The 17579-nt window shown below is 52.8% G+C and carries 20 protein-coding genes; 14 read left to right on the forward strand and 6 right to left on the reverse strand.

Features of this window, described 5'->3' with window-relative positions:
• Positions 1 to 403 precede the first annotated feature (403 nt).
• The 4 genes from Q8W32_RS03365 (at position 404) to Q8W32_RS03380 (ending at position 4047) form a co-directional block, all read left to right on the forward strand.
• The gene (locus Q8W32_RS03365) at positions 404 to 1669 is read left to right on the forward strand and encodes a dicarboxylate/amino acid:cation symporter (RefSeq protein WP_303434036.1); all 1266 of its coding nucleotides are present in this window, start codon (positions 404 to 406) and stop codon (positions 1667 to 1669) included.
• 110 nt (positions 1670 to 1779) lie between these two features.
• Positions 1780 to 2046: a PGPGW domain-containing protein gene (locus tag Q8W32_RS03370; protein ID WP_303434037.1), complete on the forward strand. Its 267-nt coding sequence runs from the start codon at positions 1780 to 1782 to the stop codon at positions 2044 to 2046.
• 37 nt (positions 2047 to 2083) lie between these two features.
• Complete coding sequence (locus Q8W32_RS03375) at positions 2084 to 2692, forward strand: DNA-J related domain-containing protein (protein WP_303434038.1); 609 nt, start codon at positions 2084 to 2086, stop codon at positions 2690 to 2692.
• Between the two features lie 320 nt (positions 2693 to 3012).
• Complete coding sequence (locus Q8W32_RS03380; protein ID WP_305413707.1) at positions 3013 to 4047, forward strand: polysaccharide deacetylase family protein; 1035 nt, start codon at positions 3013 to 3015, stop codon at positions 4045 to 4047.
• Here the strand turns inward: Q8W32_RS03380 and Q8W32_RS03385 are convergent.
• Positions 4022 to 4726 (reverse strand): M48 family metallopeptidase, encoded by a 705-nt coding sequence (locus tag Q8W32_RS03385; protein WP_305413708.1) that lies wholly within the window; start codon positions 4724 to 4726, stop codon positions 4022 to 4024. The two genes, Q8W32_RS03380 and Q8W32_RS03385, sit on opposite strands and share 26 nt — an antisense overlap.
• A 39-nt stretch (positions 4727 to 4765) precedes the next feature.
• Here Q8W32_RS03385 and Q8W32_RS03390 point away from each other — a divergent pair, with 39 nt between their 5' ends.
• The gene (locus Q8W32_RS03390; RefSeq protein ID WP_303434597.1) at positions 4766 to 5341 is read left to right on the forward strand and encodes a YecA family protein; all 576 of its coding nucleotides are present in this window, start codon (positions 4766 to 4768) and stop codon (positions 5339 to 5341) included.
• A gap of 99 nt (positions 5342 to 5440) precedes the next feature.
• On the opposite strand, the gene Q8W32_RS03395 is transcribed toward Q8W32_RS03390, so the two are convergent.
• Entirely contained in the window at positions 5441 to 6805 is a 1365-nt protein-coding gene (locus Q8W32_RS03395; protein ID WP_303434598.1) for a phosphate ABC transporter substrate-binding/OmpA family protein, read from the reverse strand.
• A 276-nt stretch (positions 6806 to 7081) separates the two neighbouring features.
• Positions 7082 to 7393: a BolA family transcriptional regulator gene (locus tag Q8W32_RS03400; protein WP_305413709.1), complete on the reverse strand. Its 312-nt coding sequence runs from the start codon at positions 7391 to 7393 to the stop codon at positions 7082 to 7084.
• Positions 7394 to 7493: 100 nt separating this feature from the next.
• Between Q8W32_RS03400 and Q8W32_RS03405 the strand changes: the two genes are divergently transcribed.
• On the forward strand, positions 7494 to 8018 hold the full coding sequence (locus Q8W32_RS03405; RefSeq protein WP_303434600.1) for a hypothetical protein: 525 nt from the start codon (positions 7494 to 7496) through the stop codon (positions 8016 to 8018).
• 38 nt (positions 8019 to 8056) lie between these two features.
• On the opposite strand, the gene Q8W32_RS03410 is transcribed toward Q8W32_RS03405, so the two are convergent.
• Positions 8057 to 8248 carry a hypothetical protein gene (locus tag Q8W32_RS03410; protein ID WP_303434601.1) on the reverse strand — a complete coding sequence of 64 codons (192 nt, stop codon included), beginning with the start codon at positions 8246 to 8248 and terminating at the stop codon, positions 8057 to 8059.
• 169 nt (positions 8249 to 8417) lie between these two features.
• Here Q8W32_RS03410 and ylqF point away from each other — a divergent pair, with 169 nt between their 5' ends.
• Positions 8418 to 9386, forward strand: coding sequence for a ribosome biogenesis GTPase YlqF (gene ylqF / locus Q8W32_RS03415; protein WP_305413710.1), 969 nt, complete (start codon positions 8418 to 8420; stop codon positions 9384 to 9386).
• Positions 9387 to 9498: 112 nt separating this feature from the next.
• Here the strand turns inward: ylqF and Q8W32_RS03420 are convergent, their stop codons facing one another.
• Entirely contained in the window at positions 9499 to 10356 is an 858-nt protein-coding gene (locus Q8W32_RS03420) for an MBL fold metallo-hydrolase (protein ID WP_305413711.1), read from the reverse strand.
• Positions 10357 to 10478: 122 nt separating this feature from the next.
• Here Q8W32_RS03420 and Q8W32_RS03425 point away from each other — a divergent pair, with 122 nt between their 5' ends.
• The 7 genes from Q8W32_RS03425 (at position 10479) to Q8W32_RS03455 (ending at position 16688) form a co-directional block, all read left to right on the forward strand.
• Positions 10479 to 10784 (forward strand): helix-turn-helix transcriptional regulator, encoded by a 306-nt coding sequence (locus tag Q8W32_RS03425; RefSeq protein ID WP_303434604.1) that lies wholly within the window; start codon positions 10479 to 10481, stop codon positions 10782 to 10784.
• A complete protein-coding gene (locus Q8W32_RS03430; RefSeq protein WP_305413712.1) occupies positions 10777 to 12459 on the forward strand; it encodes a SulP family inorganic anion transporter in 1683 nt (560 codons plus the stop codon). Before Q8W32_RS03425 ends, Q8W32_RS03430 begins: the two co-directional genes overlap by 8 nt.
• Before the next feature lie 313 nt (positions 12460 to 12772).
• Positions 12773 to 13249 carry a DUF2489 domain-containing protein gene (locus Q8W32_RS03435; protein ID WP_305413713.1) on the forward strand — a complete coding sequence of 159 codons (477 nt, stop codon included), beginning with the start codon at positions 12773 to 12775 and terminating at the stop codon, positions 13247 to 13249.
• Positions 13250 to 13459: 210 nt separating this feature from the next.
• Entirely contained in the window at positions 13460 to 14035 is a 576-nt protein-coding gene (locus Q8W32_RS03440; protein WP_305413714.1) for a YceI family protein, read from the forward strand.
• A gap of 148 nt (positions 14036 to 14183) precedes the next feature.
• Positions 14184 to 15044 (forward strand): glutamate racemase, encoded by an 861-nt coding sequence (gene murI / locus Q8W32_RS03445; RefSeq protein WP_305413715.1) that lies wholly within the window; start codon positions 14184 to 14186, stop codon positions 15042 to 15044.
• A 53-nt stretch (positions 15045 to 15097) separates the two neighbouring features.
• Positions 15098 to 15649, forward strand: coding sequence for a GTP cyclohydrolase I FolE (folE, locus tag Q8W32_RS03450; protein WP_303434609.1), 552 nt, complete (start codon positions 15098 to 15100; stop codon positions 15647 to 15649).
• A gap of 451 nt (positions 15650 to 16100) precedes the next feature.
• Entirely contained in the window at positions 16101 to 16688 is a 588-nt protein-coding gene (locus Q8W32_RS03455; protein WP_303434610.1) for a chalcone isomerase family protein, read from the forward strand.
• A 121-nt stretch (positions 16689 to 16809) separates the two neighbouring features.
• Here the strand turns inward: Q8W32_RS03455 and Q8W32_RS03460 are convergent, their stop codons facing one another.
• Positions 16810 to 17442 (reverse strand): OmpW family protein, encoded by a 633-nt coding sequence (locus Q8W32_RS03460; RefSeq protein WP_305413716.1) that lies wholly within the window; start codon positions 17440 to 17442, stop codon positions 16810 to 16812.
• Positions 17443 to 17579 lie beyond the last annotated feature (137 nt).

Raw genomic sequence — 17579 nt, forward strand, 5'->3', positions numbered from 1 at the left:
CCCATAACACCCGCCCACAACACCAGACCACAACACCTGCCCAAAACACCAGCCCAAAACACCAGCCCAAAACACCAGCCCAAAACACCAGCCCAAAACACGGTAATACCAGACTTCTGGCAATCAAAGCCTTTGCCATTCCTGCCTATCTTATTGATTTATAAAGGGTAACAACCCTTATGACAGGATAGGATAAGGCATCGGAACAGCCGCTCCATTGTTCCTGTCAGGCTGACAAACAGACGCATAAACAAGATACCTGGGTGAAAACGATCACTGAGTTCTTGAAATGGCCATAAACTTTACTCAATGCCCTGAGACAAAGACCGCCGTTGCTTGGTATACCTCCCGCTCAACACCCAGCTGAATCACCGGACACCACCGGCAAGCAAGAGGACAACACGTGACCAGACACTCCATTTCCTGGCCTGGACTGAATCTGCAAATCCTGATCGCCGCCGTCGCAGGCCTGATCCTTGGCTACTGGCTGAATGGCATGGACGACGCATCTGCCCTGCGCAGTAACATCCTGTATGCCGCCAATGTGATGGGCAGACTGTTTATTGATTTGCTCAAAATGATCCTGATTCCGCTGATATTTACCTCCATTGTGGTTGGTGTGGCCAACCTGCAGGCCCATCGTCATGGTGGCCAGGTCTGGCGCTACACCCTGGGATTTTTTGCTCTCTCCATGGTCTGCGCCATGGTACTGGCGCTGGTCGTTACCGACTGGGTTCAACCCGGCAGTCATCTGCAACTCGCCATGTTTGCCGACAGCATGGAAAATTTTGAAGCCAAACAGTTAAGTGCCGGCGAATTTTTTGCCCAATTTCTCCATAGCCTGTTTATGAACCCGATGGCTGCCCTGGCGGATGGAAAAATCCTGCCCGTAGTGGTGTTTGCACTGTTACTGGGGATTGCACTGGTCAAATCCGGCGAGCAAAAAATGCACATTCTGGTGGTATTGCAAGAATTACTGGCGCTGTTAATGCGCATGATCCAATGGATCATGCTGCTGGCTCCATTCGGCGTGTTTGCCTTGTTAACCAAGCTGTTGGCCACCCAGGATCTGAGCCTGCTGGCCAGCATGGGCGAATTTATTGTCCTGGTGTTTGCGATTACCCTGATCCACGGTGCCGTAATCTTGCCTGGCCTGCTGTGGCTCTTTACCCGTCAATCACCACAGTGGTTATGGCGGGGAGCGCGCCCGGCCCTGATCACTGCTTTTGCCACCAGCTCCAGTGCTGCCACGCTGCCGATCAGTCTGCGCTGCAGCGAAGAAAATCTGGGCGTCAGCAAAGACGTGGCCGGATTTGTCTTGCCGGTTGGCGCCACCATGAACATGGACGGCACAGCCCTGTATGAGGCCGCTGCAGCACTGTTTATCGCCTATCTGATCGGCATCGACCTGTCAGTCGGCCAGCAGATCATTGTGATGCTGACGGCCATGATTGCTTCCATGGGCGCGCCAGGCATTCCCAGTGCCGGCATGGTTACCATGGTCATGGTGTTGCAATCTGTGGGGCTGCCAGCCGAAGCCATTGCCATATTGCTCCCCATCGATCGTATTCTCGATACTGTCCGCACCGCCGTGAATGTTGAGGGGGATATTGTTGCCAGTATTGTGGTGGATCAGGCGCTAAAAAACCGGAGTGATAACGCAGGTTAAGCTGTCGGAAAAACCGGTATCTCTGCTCAATTAGTTATCGTCACCGTCATGATGAAGCAACATCGGCATGACACCTTGGTAAGTTATGATCACCACTGGCTGACTTTGCTATGGTTAAACGCAGTGCCAAAATTCTGCTCGGCATTTTTTTTATCATCGCCGGTATCATTGTGACGCCTCTTCCCCTCCCTTTTGGCCTCGTCATGATCGTTATCGGCCTGTCATTACTCGTCAGCACTGTGCCACGCGTGCGGGAATGGCTACGCCAACAACGCCATCGTTATCGGGAATTTTCTGGCCGACTGAATGCCATCAAAAGCAAGTTGCCCGGCTTTGCCCGCAAGCTGATTGAAGACACCGATCCAGGGCCTCACTGACACAGCAGGCCGTTATCAGCTGTGATATTCTGCCGCCATGCTGAATCTCAAACGCGACCAAATCAATCCTCCGGATGAAAGCCTCGATACCCTGCAAGCACTGCTTTCCAGTCAATTGCAGGATGGCCAGTGTCACACCGAATACCAACTGATCCACTGGCTCAAACAGCCAGTGCCCGGCGTTTTCCAGCCGGATGCCCTGGCCGATTCCCTGACTCTGTTTCGTTGCCACTTTCTGGTGATGCATTGCTTGTATCGTTTACGCCTGGAATGGCTGGCACAACAGGCTGGCTGGCTGAATATCGAACCACTTGGCGTGCAATTACAGCCTTGGGATACTGAGCAGGCCAGCGATAACCAGCACGTCTGTGAAGCCGATCCGCTGGCCCGCTATTATCTTGATCTCACCCACCTCAGTACCGATCGCGATACCGTCGACAAGCTCTTGCGGGGCATCTGGCAGCAAACCCTGACACCTGATCAGCGCCGCAGCGACCTGCGCTTGCTGGAGTTACAGGAAGGTGCCAACGAATCGGATATCCGTCGGCAATATCGCCGTCTCGCCATGCGCCACCATCCGGACCGGGGTGGTGATGTCAGTCATTTCCAGGCGCTGCTGGCGGCGTATCAACGGCTGACGGTTTGACACTTTCTTCTAGAACCGCAACCAATATCCGTCTTGTTGGCCAGAACAGGCTATCTTCGGCAAGGGGTCACTAGCGACGGCGCAACCGCCAGAAGGTCTGGCACAGAAGAAACAATATCGGCAGTCACCAACACATCAGGATGCCAAGGAACGTCACTCGAATGCCGTAGTCACAAGGGGGACGAATTTGAAAAGGACTCGTCATTTCGCTGCATTCGTCGCCTTGCCCTGAACAACGGCAACACTCGCGCAGAGCCGTGCAGGATTAAATCGATGTCCCCACAATTCCATACCCCGCTTTCACAGAACAAGGGCGTTCCATGAAGTATCTCGTACTACTTGCCGGCCTGTTGATAACGATGGCAACCCGGGCAGAGCTGGTTATCTTGCAATACCATCACGTTTCCACCAGCACACCGGCTGCCACCAGTATCAGCCCGGCGGATTTCAAACGGCATTTGCTATTGTTGGCGTCACTGAACAAAACCATTGTCGATTTGCCAAGCGCCATTCAGACCTTGCGCCAAGGTGGCACTCTGCCGGACAACGCCGTTGCCATTACCTTTGATGATGCCTACGAATCTATTTATCACAACGCCTTCCCGTTACTGGCCCAACGTCGCTGGCCTTTCACTGTTTTTGTGAACCCGGGAACGATCGATGCAGAACACGAGGGGATCATGCCCTGGCAACAGTTGCGCGAGATGCAACAGCAAGGGGCGACCATTGCCAATCACACCCAGGACCACCCTTATCTGATTCAGCGCCCGGATAACCTGACGCTGGATGCATGGCTGACCCAGCAAGTCGATAACGCCGAACAACGAATCAAGCAGGAAATGGGGCAATCCAACCGCTTGCTGGCCTACCCTTATGGTGAGTATTCACTGGCAATCGCGGAGTGGCTCCAAGATCACGATTACCTGGCATTTGGGCAACATTCCGGGGCTGTATCCAGCCAATCATTCTGGCAAGCGATTCCACGCTACCCGGTCGCGGGTGCCTATGCCGACCCTGATACGCTCAATAACAAACTCCAGACCCTGGCATTACCCGTTGCCAGCAACTCTCTGGTCGACCCGGCACTGGGGAGCGATAACCCGCCAGAGCTGCGGCTAACCCTGCACTCCCAGGATCTTGATCCTGACCATTTGCGCTGTTTTGCCAGCGGTGAAGGCCAGATTGATCACCAGGTCGATGTCACTGGCACCACCATCACCCTGACAACCCAAGCCACCCAACCCATTACCCAGGGCCGCAGCCGCTACAACTGCACCGCCCCCAGCCTCAGCAAACCCAGCTATTTTTACTGGTATTCGCAATTATGGATCAATACGAACGTAGAAAACCGTTGAGGTGGTACTGATCCAATGTTTGCTCACGCAGGCGACAATCCGCCAGATGAAATGCCATCAGACGCCGAAAACCGGGGCCATGATCAAAATGCCGGATATGGCAAAGCTCATGTACCACCACCAGTTCAATCAGCGGTTCGGGCATATGAATCAGCGCCATATTCAGATTGATATACCCCTTGCGAGACAAGCTGCCCCAGCGGGTCCGCATTTTTTTCACCCGTAGCACCGGCCTCTCAACCCCATACTGCTGAAACCGGGGCCACCAGCAATCCAGCAGATCACTGAAGGTGCTACGCGCCTGCTGCTTGAGCCAGTCATCCATCAGCGCCTGCCGCTGCCCTGCGGGCATGGCAGGCACAAGCAGCTGGTCATCACACACTTGCGGGATGGCCACATCAGTCTCCACCAGCGTCAGGGTGCGCCCCAGGTACTTCAGCACACCTTCATTGCGACTCTGGTTTTCTTTCCACTCTCGACGACGCTGAATCAGCCAGGCTTGATGACCGTCGAGAAAACGGTTTACCTGGGCTTTACTGGCACCCAACGGAATACGCAGGTCGATTTCACCGGCCGGGTTCAGCACCAGTCGTAAACTTTTGCGTTTCATCGCCTGAATATGGAGTACAACATCCTCTCCATCCAGCGGAACAAGCAATTGTTGTTTGTAGCCTTTCATAAGCCTGCTAGCATTGGCTCCGACTTCAGGAGCACCCAAATGAATGATCTAAATAATATCCCAGCCATGACCGAGAACGAACTGGAAACTCTCGGGGTATTGCTGGAAGACGAAGCAGAACGCCAGGACAGTTTCGATTTTTTCGCCGTCCACGGCCTGATTACCTCGTTTTTGGCAGGGCCGATTGAGTTCGATATCCAGCGAGTCTGGGACTGTGCCTTTGACGAAAAACTGGGCTTCAGCAGCGCTGAAAAAGCCACCGTCACCGAGCTGCTTGGCAAAATGACTGCGGAAATCCAGGGCTGGCTCGATTCCGGCCAGGATTTCCCTGTACCTTGTGAGTTGACTCTGTCGGATGAAGAAGACGAGCCACCCATCGAAGGTTGGGCGATTGGTTTTATGACCGGTGTCATGCTGCACGAAGAGGACTGGTACCAGCGCGATGAAGAAAACGTCGCCGAGAGCCTGTTCCCGATCATGTACGCTTCTGGCCTGTTCGCAGACGAAGAAGAAATGGCCGACATCGATGATGACATCGAGCTGTCCGACCAGGTCTGTGGCGGTATTCCAGCAGCCGTCATCGACCTGTATCTGTTTTTCCATAGCCAGGGCTGAACCACAGGCAGCGTTATGCACCTGAGCCTGCCAGAACACAAAAAACCCGAAGCCTTTGCAGGCTTCGGGTTTTTCTTTGTCGCTTGGCAGCAGTCCGGCTCAGGTATTATCCCTGAGCCACACCTCAACCCGGCGATTTTTCATTTTCCCTTCTGCCCGATTCACAGAAGCAACCGGTAAATACTCACCATACCCAACCGAGAGTTCAGGATAAATGCCGTTACGCACCAGTTCACGACGTACCGCCATGGCCCTCAGTTTGGACAACAGCTTGGAGCGTTTCTCGGTGCGTTTCTTGTCACCAAAGCCGATCAGCATCACTTCGGCATCGTTGCGGCCTTTCTGCTGCAGATAATTAACCAGCCGCTCAATATCCTTCAGCGCTTTATTGTCCAGCGATGCGCTCCCGGCCCGAAAACGGAAATTAATCGTCAAACGCTTGGCGTCATTGGTTATTTCACGAAAATCAGACGGTAACTCACTATAGAACTCCGGCACGACTTCTTTCAGTTCCTGTGAAATAAAACCAGAATCCGCGACCACCTGCTGTGCTTCATTGAGCTGAACAAAGCTCATAAACTCAACGACATACGGATTTTCCGGCACATCATCCGTGTACATGAACAAACGCCGGGACAGGGCATAATCTTCAGTGGCAACGGTCAGCTTGTTGGGTTTCAGTGCCTTGGCGCTGCCATCCGATACGGCCAGCAATTTGGCAGCACGGACCGATGACAAACCGACAAAACCGATTCCGTTATCATCCGCAGAGACCTCATCAGACAATACCGCATTGGATTCAAAACGCTTGGCCGATGCAATCAACGGCGTATTACCCAGCACCATGGATTTAAAACTGTCCCAGGTACCCGAGTTTTCATCACGGGCATACACATGAATGGCGCCAGGACGGCCGCCCACCTGCGACCAGTCGGTATAGCCTCCGGAGAAAATCTCGGAGATTTCATCAACACTGAGTTCACTGACCGGATTGGATGGGTGCACCACAATCGCCAAACCATCAATGCCGATGATATGTTCTGCCGATGGCCTGCTCATATCAGCGATGTGTTTTAACAGGCTGGCTTCCTTGGCCTTGATCGGACGGGATGAGGCGGCAATTTCTGATGAACCACTCGCAATCCCCTTGAAGCCGGTACCGGAACCATGTGCGGCGACGTCTATCGTCAAACGGGTACCAAGATCAGGCAAAAAACCACTGACCACTTTTTCATTATTAAACCGGGTATTACGAATTTGAACGTCTGTCGCCCCTTTTTCTTCCAGGTATTTTTTAGCCAGATTAGGTCCAAGTTCATCACCAATGGTATTGGAGCCCTGGATACCAAACAGACGTACTTCACCATTTTTTGGCAGGCCAGTGAAAGGAGATAAAATCCCGGCATTGGCGCTTGAAAAACCCAGAATGGCAAGCAGAGTCAAACAAACACGAATCGTAGTCATAATTCTGATTTCTGGTCGAGAGTTCGGCGCGAGTCTATGAATATTAAGTGACACTTTAGTTACAAAGTTGCCAACCTGACAGATCATTGCATGATGATATCGGCAGGAAATTGCGCACTTCCCGATCTGGTGGGGTCTTTTGGGGTACAGCTGTTGGTGATTTGCGGCTTGTCCTATGGAATCAGGATTATGTCGCTGTTGCTCCGGGCCAGCCACCCGGACCAGCAGACGCGATCCAGCAGACCTGATGATGCATCAATCATCATCAGGTCATGATCAGTGTTGCCCGGCACATTGTGGCGACTCAGGTACAGCCGTCTGTGCCTGCCATTCCTGTGGCGAATACAAATGCAGCGCCAGAGCATGTACCGGATTTTGCAAAATATCAGCCACCAGGCCATACACCAGCTGATGCCGGGCCACCGGGCGCTTGCCCTCAAAAGCGTCGGATACCATCACCAGTTTGTAGTGGGACGTCGCCGCCGGGCCTGCGTGCATATGGCTTTCGTTCATCAATTCGAGATGAGATGGCGACAGTGATGCCATCTGCTCAACGATATACTCTTCTGGATACTCTTCAGGCTTCATAAAAACTCCGGTTACTCGCTCGGTAATGTCTGCGTATAATCCGCCGCCCCGAGGCATAACTCAAGCCCAGCCCTCTCTCCCGAGTGACCCGGAGCACTGCATGCACGAAAACGATAGTAACAACACCCAGAACCTGATCGACAGATATTATCAGGAAGAACAAGAGCGCCGTTTGCAAGAAAAAACCCAAGCTGAAATCAGCGTCAAGATCGAGCCAGCCGATCTTGCCATGCTGAATATGATTGCCCGTCGCTTCAACAAAAGCCGCGATGAAATCAGCCGCGACATCATGTCGACGGCGCTGATCGACCTGTTCAGCCATCTTGACGCTGGTGAACGCAAGTTACTGGCCCGCGATGCCGATGAGGCCACGCGCCAGCTGGCAGAAGAAATTGCCGAAGAAAACGGCGTAACCGACGTGGATATCCGTCAGGGGCAATGGACCACGCATGAGAAACACTTCGTCAAACTGGAGCGTAAACGTGCCCGCGAGCAAGAAAAGCAGCAAGAATTATTAGCCAATGCCGAGCAAGTTCTGGCACAACAGCCAGTCGATACGCTTTCTGCAGAGGGTACGAACCCCTCCGATGAAGCAGAAGCAACATCAGTGTTTGCAGAAGCCTAGCGATTCCAGGGCGGCGCTTTCAGCGCCGCGCTATCACTCTATTTGCGCCAGAGACGCAATTCACGAAATTCTCCGGGGCCTGCTTCCATCCACAGCACCTCGGCCTGATCTGAAAAAACAAACTTATTGCCAACCAGGAAACCGGCGCGACGACGACCAGAAACCGTTGCCGAGGCCTGACGGCCCTGACGTTTGGCACTTCGAGCGAAATCTTCTTGCAAGACATCCATACATTGTCTCCAACTTGACCAATTCCACAGGAATTTTTCGACCACAGTCAGGTTATCGAGCAAATATGACATTCAAATAACGCCCAATTGCTCTCGGGCGGTTGCTCTCACCGGGCCGATCGATACAATGTGCCGCCCTAATTTATTCAGGTCAACCGGATTACACACAATGGCAGTCCAATGGTTCCCAGGGCATATGAACAAAGCCCGCAAGAAGATCAGTGAAGCCATGCCGGATATCGATCTGGTGATCGAGGTCATGGATGCACGTTTGCCGTTCTCCAGCACCAATCCCATGGTGGACGAGCTGTGTCGCAACAAGCCCGTTATCAAGCTGCTGAACAAGCAGGACCTGGCCGATCCTGATATCACCCGGGCCTGGGTCGACTATTTCAGCCAACAGGAAAACACCCAGGCATTGCCATTGGTTGCCGAAGACAAGTCGCAACTCAAGCGGCTGTTGGCCTTGTGTCAAAAAATGGGCCGTGTGCGTTCCGGACGTAACCAGGCCATGCGCCTGATGGTGATGGGTATCCCCAACGTCGGTAAATCCACTCTGATCAATGGCCTCGCAGGACGCTATATTGCCCGTACCGGCAATGAGCCGGCAGTGACCAAGTCCAATCAGTTGATTGATTTGAAAAACGGCATGGTGCTCTCTGATACGCCGGGGATTCTCTGGCCCAAGTTTGAAAATGAAAACAGTGGTTATCGCCTGGCTGCCAGTGGTGCCGTCAAGGATACTGCCATCGAATATCAGGATATTGCCAACCACACGCTGGGATTTTTATTGCTGCAATACCCTGACCTGCTGATGCAACGCTACAAGCTCAAGGAAAAACCCGCGTCAGCAGCCGAGGCACTGGAACACATTGGTCGCAAGCGTGGTTGTTTACGTCCGGGTGGCGTGATTGATTTGCACAAGGCAGCAGAGCTGGTACTACACGAATTACGTTCCGGTAAATTGGGGCGTATTTCTCTCGAAACACCGGAGATGGTCGCCATCGAACAAGCCGCAATCGAAGCTCGCCAACGCGAAGAACAGGAACGGCAAGAAGAAGCACAACGCTTGCAGCAAGAGCAGCGCCAGCGTCGGCCCCGTCCGACATCCCATCCAGACGATGACGCGGAGTCGTAAGCCGTCACAAAGGAAAGGGGCTGGCGACTTGATCAATACCAAGCCAACCAAACCGATACAGCCGCGCCCGGCGCCGTGATTGATCGGCTCCCCGCCCGACTGAGCCAAGGGGCTAAAAGAGGTTCAACGGCAGTTTGAGATAGGACACACCGTTATCTTCTGCATCGGGCAGTGCCCCGGCGCGAATATTAATCTGCAACGATGGCAAAATCAGCCGTGGCATCGCCAACCCCGCATCTCTCGCGGTGCGCAAGGCCACAAATGCTGCCTGACTGATACCATCCCGAATATGAATATTGTGCTGGCGCTGCTCGGCGACCGTTGCCGAACTCATCGCTGGCCGTCCATCCGGGGGATAATCATGGCACAAATACAAGCGCACCCCATCGCCCAGGGCAAACAGTCGCTGGATCGAGTGATAAAGGGTATCGCTATCCCCTCCCGGAAAGTCACAGCGCGCCGTGCCGGTATCCGGTGCAAACAGCGTATCGCCGATAAAAGCCACCTGCTCATCCACCACATAACTGACGCAGGCGGGAGTATGCCCCGGAGTTGCCAACACCCGGATCTGGTGATCACCCAGTGTCAGGGTGTCGCCATCAGCAACCAGCACGTCAAACTGGTGCCCATCCGCAACAAACGTCGCAGGCTCATTGAATATCTTGCTGAACGTTCCCTGCACCTGCTTGATAGGCTGTCCAATCACAATACTGGCCCCTGTCTGGCGGCGCAGATAATCTGCCGCCGACAAATGATCAGCATGGGCATGGGTTTCCAGCACATATACCAGGCGGCTGTTTTTCTCTGCCAGACGGTCCAGCACCGCATCGATAAAACCGGTACCGGTTCGGCCGGATTTCTGATCAAAATCCATCACCGGATCGACAATCAGCGATAGCTGCTGCTCGGTGTCTTCCAACCAATGGGTATAAGTAGATGTATCCTGATGGTAGAAACTCTGGATTTGCATGGCAACCTCCGCCTTATCTTGATCATTTCAAAACAACCCAACTATATTAGAATATTCTTATTTAGCAATATTTAATATACACTGTATCAGGTGACTTCCAGCAGCCTGATGAGATTGCGGTTATGCCTTCTTCTTTCGACACTCAACGCCAACCCGCCGTCCGTCTGCTCAAGGCGCTCGCCAATGAACATCGGCTGGCCATTCTCTGTTTACTCAGACAGGGGGAAATTTCCGTGGCCGACCTCGGGCGTCAGCTGCCACTCAGTCAATCGGCCCTGTCGCAGCATCTTGCCTGGCTCCGGGGAGAGCATCTGGTGGTCAGCCGCCGCGAAGCCCAGTGCGTTTTTTATTGCCTTGCTGATCACAAGGTGGTTCGCGTTATTCGTTTGTTAAACGAGCTCTACGGAGAGAATACAAACCATGTTTAGTACTCTGCGCCACTACCAACGCGAGTGGTTCTCGGCGGATCTGACAGCGGGTCTGGTCGTTGCGATTTTACTGATTCCCCAGGGCATCGCCTATGCCTTTCTGGCGGGATTGCCGCCTCAGGCGGGTTTGTACGCTGCGCTGCTGCCCTTGTTTATTTATGCCGTGCTCGGCACCAGCCCCAGCCTTGCGGTTGGCCCAGCGGCCATTGTGTCCTTGATGACACTGGAAGCCCTGCAGCAGCTGTCGACGCCGGGCGGGGCTGAGTTCAGTCAGCTGGCTGCAGCTTTGGCGGCATTAACCGGGCTGTTTTTATTGCTGTTTTATCTGATTGGTCTGGGTCGCTGGACAACGTTTATCAGCCACTCGGTTATTTCCGGCTTTTCCAGCGCGGCTGCCATAGTCATTATTATTAACCAGAGCAAATCCCTGACCGGCATGTCAGTTCCCCGGCAGGACAGCCTGGCCGATACTCTTTGGTACGTACTGCAACATCTCGGGCAGGCCATTCCTGCAGTGGTTGTATTGTCTGTAGCAGCCATTCTGTTGCTCAAGTTATGGCCGCTTCTGTGCCGGGTATTGATTGCTGAACACTGGAAAATGTTACGTGAATTACTTGGCCGCAGCGGCCCTCTGGTACTGATTGTACTGGGCATTACGCTGGTGCCGGCGCTGCATTTACCCGCAGATATTGTAGGTGATATTCCTTCCGGTTTACCGGTATTGACGCTGCCTCAACAACTGACGATTGACCAATGGCAATCCTTGATTCCTTCTGCCTTGCTGATTGCGCTTATCGGTTATCTGGAAAGCCTGTCTGTGGCCACCGCCATGGCACGACGCGTCAAAACCTCCGGGCTGGATGCCAACCGCGAACTGTTGGCGCTAGGTATTGCCAACCTCGGGGCAGCTGTTTCACAAGCCTATCCGGTGGCGGGCGGATTTGGCCGCAGCATGGTGAATCAGGCGGCCGGTGCCCGCAGCCAATTGGCAGGGCTGATCACACTGGCCGGTATCGTGCTGGTACTGGTGGTCGCCACCAGCTGGTTCACGGTGCTGCCCAAGGCGTTACTGGGTGCCATTATTGTGGTCGCGGTATTACCGCTGATCAACTTTCAGGATGGCTTGCATGCCTGGCGCTTTCAGAAAAGTGACGGCGTGGTCTGGCTGATGACATTTCTGGCGGTGTTGGCGACCAATGCAGAAATCGGTATTTCCCTTGGTATTTTACTGTCTCTGATCTTGTATTTACGCCGTTCCAGTGAGCCTCATATCGCCGAAATCGGTCGTTATAAAAACAGTGATCACTTCCGTAATATCCAGCGCCATGATGTCAGCACCTCACCACATGTATTGATGATTCGGGTTGATGAAAACCTGTATTTTGCCAACAGTCATTACCTGAATACTTTTATTATTCGTCGCCTCGAACAGTCGCCGGACATTCACCACGTTGTACTGGTAGGCAGTGCCATCAACCATATCGATTTTAACGGTTACGAAGGTCTGCTGGAGCTGCACGAGCAGCTGCAATCACTCAATATCCTGTTGCATATGGCGGAGTTCAAAGGGCCGGTGATGGACCTGTTGGAAAACACCGACTGGCTGGAACGTATCCAGCCCGGACAAGTGTTTTTTACCGCCAGTGAAGCATTAAAGGAGCTGGGCCATGTCTGACCACACCAACTCACACTCTGAATCACACCCCGAGTCACATCCGGATCGGCTGCCACCATCGTTACCAGACCATCAGGTGAATAACCCGGCGCCCCCTGACCGTCCAATCTATACGGTCTCCAGTCATCGCTCTGGCCCCCGTTTTCGGGTGCGATACCGGGAGGGTACACCGCCAGCACCGGGGTGCCGATTGTGCTCTCCCGAGCGCCAGTCATAAAGCCAGTGCCAGAATGGGCTGTTGCCAATACACGCCTTAACTTTTGTGCTGAAATGTTTATCATCCCATCACACTCTTCTGCTGGCTGTTTTTTCCATGATGATACTGATCGCTGTCGTTGGCATTGCCATTATCGCCGCACTTTCTGTCTACGCCTGGCGCCTGACCCGTCAGGTCAAACGTATTGAGGCTGAACAACAGGCCGAAGCGGCTGCCGCAGAACAACAGCTGCGTGATTACCAGCACAGCCTGGTGCAGGATGTACGCTTTCTGGCGCGAGCAGTCTTGAGCGAACAATGTGATATCACCGAAGGGGTCTTACGCTTGCACCACACCATTAAAGGCCTCGATCCCACGGTCTGGCAGCATGAGAACCTGGCCGTATTACGTATGTTTCACGAGCAAGTGGCTGATATGCCGATCCTTGATGCCTATAAAAAACTCCCTCCCAAACAACAGTTCGCCATCGACAAGCGTCGCCTGACCCTGGAAGACGAACATAAAGCGGCGATTGAACATGCGCTGAAATGGCTGGTCGAATTCCGCTTTCCCGGTTTGACCTTGCTGCATTAAGACCGGGACGCTGCCATATACGCCATCATATCGGGGAAGTATTCCGCAGCCTGAAGCGGTTCCGCCGGTGGACGGCAATCCGGGATATAACGGTCAGATTGTGATGTGCGGACAGTGGCGCTGCAGCAGAACCATCGACCAGCCTTCAACCGCTCATGACATGACTGACAATACACCCATGGATATCCAACATAACGTCAAGGAGTCTGTATGACTTTTCGCACCGCACTGATAGCCCCGCTGTTGTTGACCTGCTTACCCGTCCTGGCCGACTGGCAAGTCGACAATGATTCAGTGGTCGCCTTCCAGACCACCAAGAATATTAACAAGGTAGAAAATCATCACTTCAAACACGTGTCCGGGGCCGTTAGCAGCACCGGCGCTGCCACTATCAATATCGACCTGAGCAGTGTTGCCACCGGTATCGATATTCGTGACAGCCGCATGCAATCCATGCTGTTTGATACCAGCCGGTTTGCCACTGCCGTGCTGCAGGCCACGGTTCCTGCCAAGGTCATGACCTCGCTGGAACAGGGCAAACCAACACGCTTTACTCTGTCTGGCTCCCTGTCGTTACACGGCAAACAGGCGACGGTCACTACCGAGGTACTTGCTACTCCCGCAGCGGATGCCTCTTTGGTTGTCAGCAGCCTGGCGCCTGTCTTGATTGATGCCGCCGAGTTCGGGCTTGAGGGCGGTATCGAAGCATTACGCAATATCGCCAAACTGACATCCATTACCCAGGTCGTACCGGTAGAATTCACTCTGATCCTGAAGCCGCAGTAACCCGCCTGGCCGACCGTGTCAGGCGTATCGCTTACTGTTTGTACGCCTGACTTCAGCAACCGTGGCGCGCGATCCAAACACGCAGCCACACCGGATGAAATTTGTTAAACTATCATCCTTCTGTTTCTATTATTGCTGGTAACTGTCTTTGATTCTGGTTTTTGACTCTGGTGTTGGTGGCCTTGGTGTTGTCAGGGAGATACACCAGTTACGCCCCGACCTGACAGTGCACTATCTGATGGATACGGCAGCCTTCCCTTACGGCATCCAGAATGATCAAATCCTGACCCGGCGGATTATCGCCTTGTGTCAGCAAGCAGTGGCAGCCCTGCCGGTCAAGTTGCTGGTTATCGCCTGTAATACCGCCAGCACGTTGGCACTCGATTCATTACGGGCAGTACTGGATATTCCGGTAGTGGGTGTGGTTCCAGCCATCAAGACAGCGGCAGAGCAATCAGCCAATGGCGTGATCGGTTTGCTGGCAACACCGGCCACCATCAGTCGCTCTTATACCGACAAGCTGATAAACGATTTTGCCGCTCATTGTGATGTCAGGCGGCTGGGCAGTCGCCAACTGGTTGAATGGGCTGAAAGCCTGGTTCGTGCACCGGATCAATATCATCAAGGCTTGTCAGAGCGCATCCAACAACACCTGTCAGGCTGGATAGAACAAACACCCAGGCCCAGTCATATTGTGCTGGGCTGTACTCATTTCCCGCTGCTACGGCCGTATCTGAGTAAGCTTTGGCCAACGATTATCTGGGTTGACTCCGGTGCAGCCATTGCTCGACGAGTCAATCACTTACTCGGAGCCGCCCCTGCTGATGCCAGGCTCGGACAGCTCTATCTGTATCAAACGAATGGCATCGCCGACGCCCGATATTTGAGCCAGTTCTGGTCCGCTGCCGCGTTGCCAGAGAGTATCAACCCTGATTGGGTAAAACTGAATTTGCCAGAAACCACTGGCAATACAGTCAACATAAGCTGTACAAGCAACCCTCTTGTATGAGTATTTTTTAATTTGAGTATAGTGCTCAGGTATTTTGGAAATCTGGATAAAACATGTCAAAACTCGAACACCTTTACAGTGAGGTTCTAACCGACCTGGGAGAGGACATCACCCGTGAAGGCTTGCTGGATACGCCCAAGCGCGCAGCCAAAGCCATGCAATTTCTGACCAGTGGTTATAACGCCAGTCTCGAAGAAGTAATCAACGGCGCGGTGTTCACCAGTGATAATGACGAGATGGTCGCGGTACAGGGCATCGAGTTTTACTCATTGTGTGAACACCATATGCTGCCCTTTATCGGACGCTGTCATATCGGCTATCTACCCAACGGCAAGGTACTCGGCCTATCCAAGTTTGCCCGAATAGTAGACCTCTTTGCCCGTCGCCTGCAGATCCAGGAAAACATGACCAAACAGATTGCTGAAGCCGTCGAAGAAGTGACTGGCTGCCGTGGTGTTGGCGTCATTCTGGAAGCACAACATATGTGTATGATGATGCGCGGTGTGCAAAAACAGAATTCATCCATGCGCACATCTGTTATGAAAGGGGACTTTCGCAGCAATCCGGCCACCCGTAGCGAGTTTATGCGTTTGGTCGGGATGTAACCCGATGACTTCGTGAGCTGCCAGTCTTTTTATACAGGGTATAAAATACCTGGCACTCCGACAGACTGCTGATCAGATCTGAACGCGCTGCTCCGTAACGCTGCCCGACTCTTTACCAGAGTCCAGATGCTGGTCAGACAGCTTCATACCCACCCAACACCAGCAACCTCCCCCATAGCCATTCCCGCACCCTCTGTCATATCCGTAGACCTGCATACTTTCTGATAACCATCAGACAGCCATTTAGTAGCCGTCTAACAGCCGCTGATTGCTACTTCCAGAAACACATTATTCGGCTTTCTGTACCCAGCCAATGACCACGGTGTCACCCTCTGTAACAGCTACCAATAAAGCCATGTCTCTCCCCTATTTATCATTGCGATCCAGTATTACTGAGCGTAGATTCAAGGAAGGAAAAGGAGAAAAGAACCAACAAAAGAGGTAATGGATTATGAAAAATACCTGGTTAGTCACCACCTTGGTGTCGTTGCTTTCAGCGACCAGTCTGACGACTCATGCCCTGACGACTCCGCTTCCAGAGCGGTTACTGTCATTAAATGGCCACCATACCCTGCAACTGGCTGATTCATTATCCCGGGATTATTTTTATATCCGTGATGCCTATACCAGCGCTCTCTATCATGCCCCTTCCCGCACCGGTATACAGCGCCTTGAACTGACGGTTCAATCCGAGCGAATCAGCGGTCGTGGGGTTGGCTTGTCACTGTACGATACCATTGCCATCACGTCGGAATGGGAACAGATGGCCACACTGGAAGCACGCCTGAATGCGCTGGTCAAAATGATGGATACCCGTCTGATACAGGGTGACCGTATTGTTATTGAGTACACCCCCGGCCGTGGCTCGGAAGTAATGGTCAAGAATGAATATATGGGCATTATCCGTGGACAGGACTGGTTTCAGGCGCTGATCCAGGCCTCGATGGCACCCGCTGTTCCCGCTGTTCTTGTTGATGCTCCTGCGTTGCAAGTACAGCCACCACAAACCAGTAACAGTATCTCAGCGGTGTTTTTGTAGGGGGCTTTTTGTAAGTCTGGTTTCGAGTGTTGACCTTGATTATGTGACACGTCAACACATCGCAACCAGCAGATATAAAAAAAGCGGCTTGCGCCGCTTTTTTTATATCAAACCCGAGTAATCAGAACTTGTAACCAGCACCAACAAAGTAAACCAGCGGATCAATTTCTACATCAAGGCCATCAGCTGCACCGCCTTTGATTTTTGTATCGATATCCATTTTCCAAGCTGCAGCATTCACCAGCCAATGATCATTCAGGGCATAGTCAACACCTACGGAGTAAGTCAAACCCCAGCTGGTTTCCAGCCCTTTGGTACCAAGACCCGCATCATCTTCTTCATCAAAGAAGAAGGTATGGTTAACACCCAGGCCCACATAGGGTTGCAGTTTGGAATCGGCTCCCATTGGGTAATACTGTACAGAAACAGTAGGTGGCAAGTGTTTGGTTGTCGCAATCGTAGCGCCATCAATAGCACCACCATCACCTTCGACTTCGTGTTCAAAAGGCGTCGCTGCCAGCAGTTCCACACCGATCTGGGAGGTCACCATATAAACACCGGTCAAACCCAATTGGGTATCTGACAAGACATCCAGTTCACTGCCTGCAACAAGACCACTGCTATCGGCATTACCGTCTTTCGGAGAAACCGTCACAGCACCCGCCTTGACGATAATGTCACCCGCTTCGTAGGCCATAGCCGGGATAGCAGATACTGCAACAACAGTAGCCAGCAGAGTTTTGATCAGTTTCATTTTGCACTCCTTGATTCCGTGCTTTTGGTAGATGAGTGCAGGGTACCCGGCTTGATCTGCACAATTTTGATGCAAATCAAGCATTTAATGCCCCAAAATAAAGACACCTGACAATCTTGTGATAGGTCAATTTGTGT

This window comes from Oceanobacter sp. 3_MG-2023, assembly GCF_030688925.1.
Lineage (GTDB): Bacteria > Pseudomonadota > Gammaproteobacteria > Pseudomonadales > Oceanobacteraceae > Oceanobacter.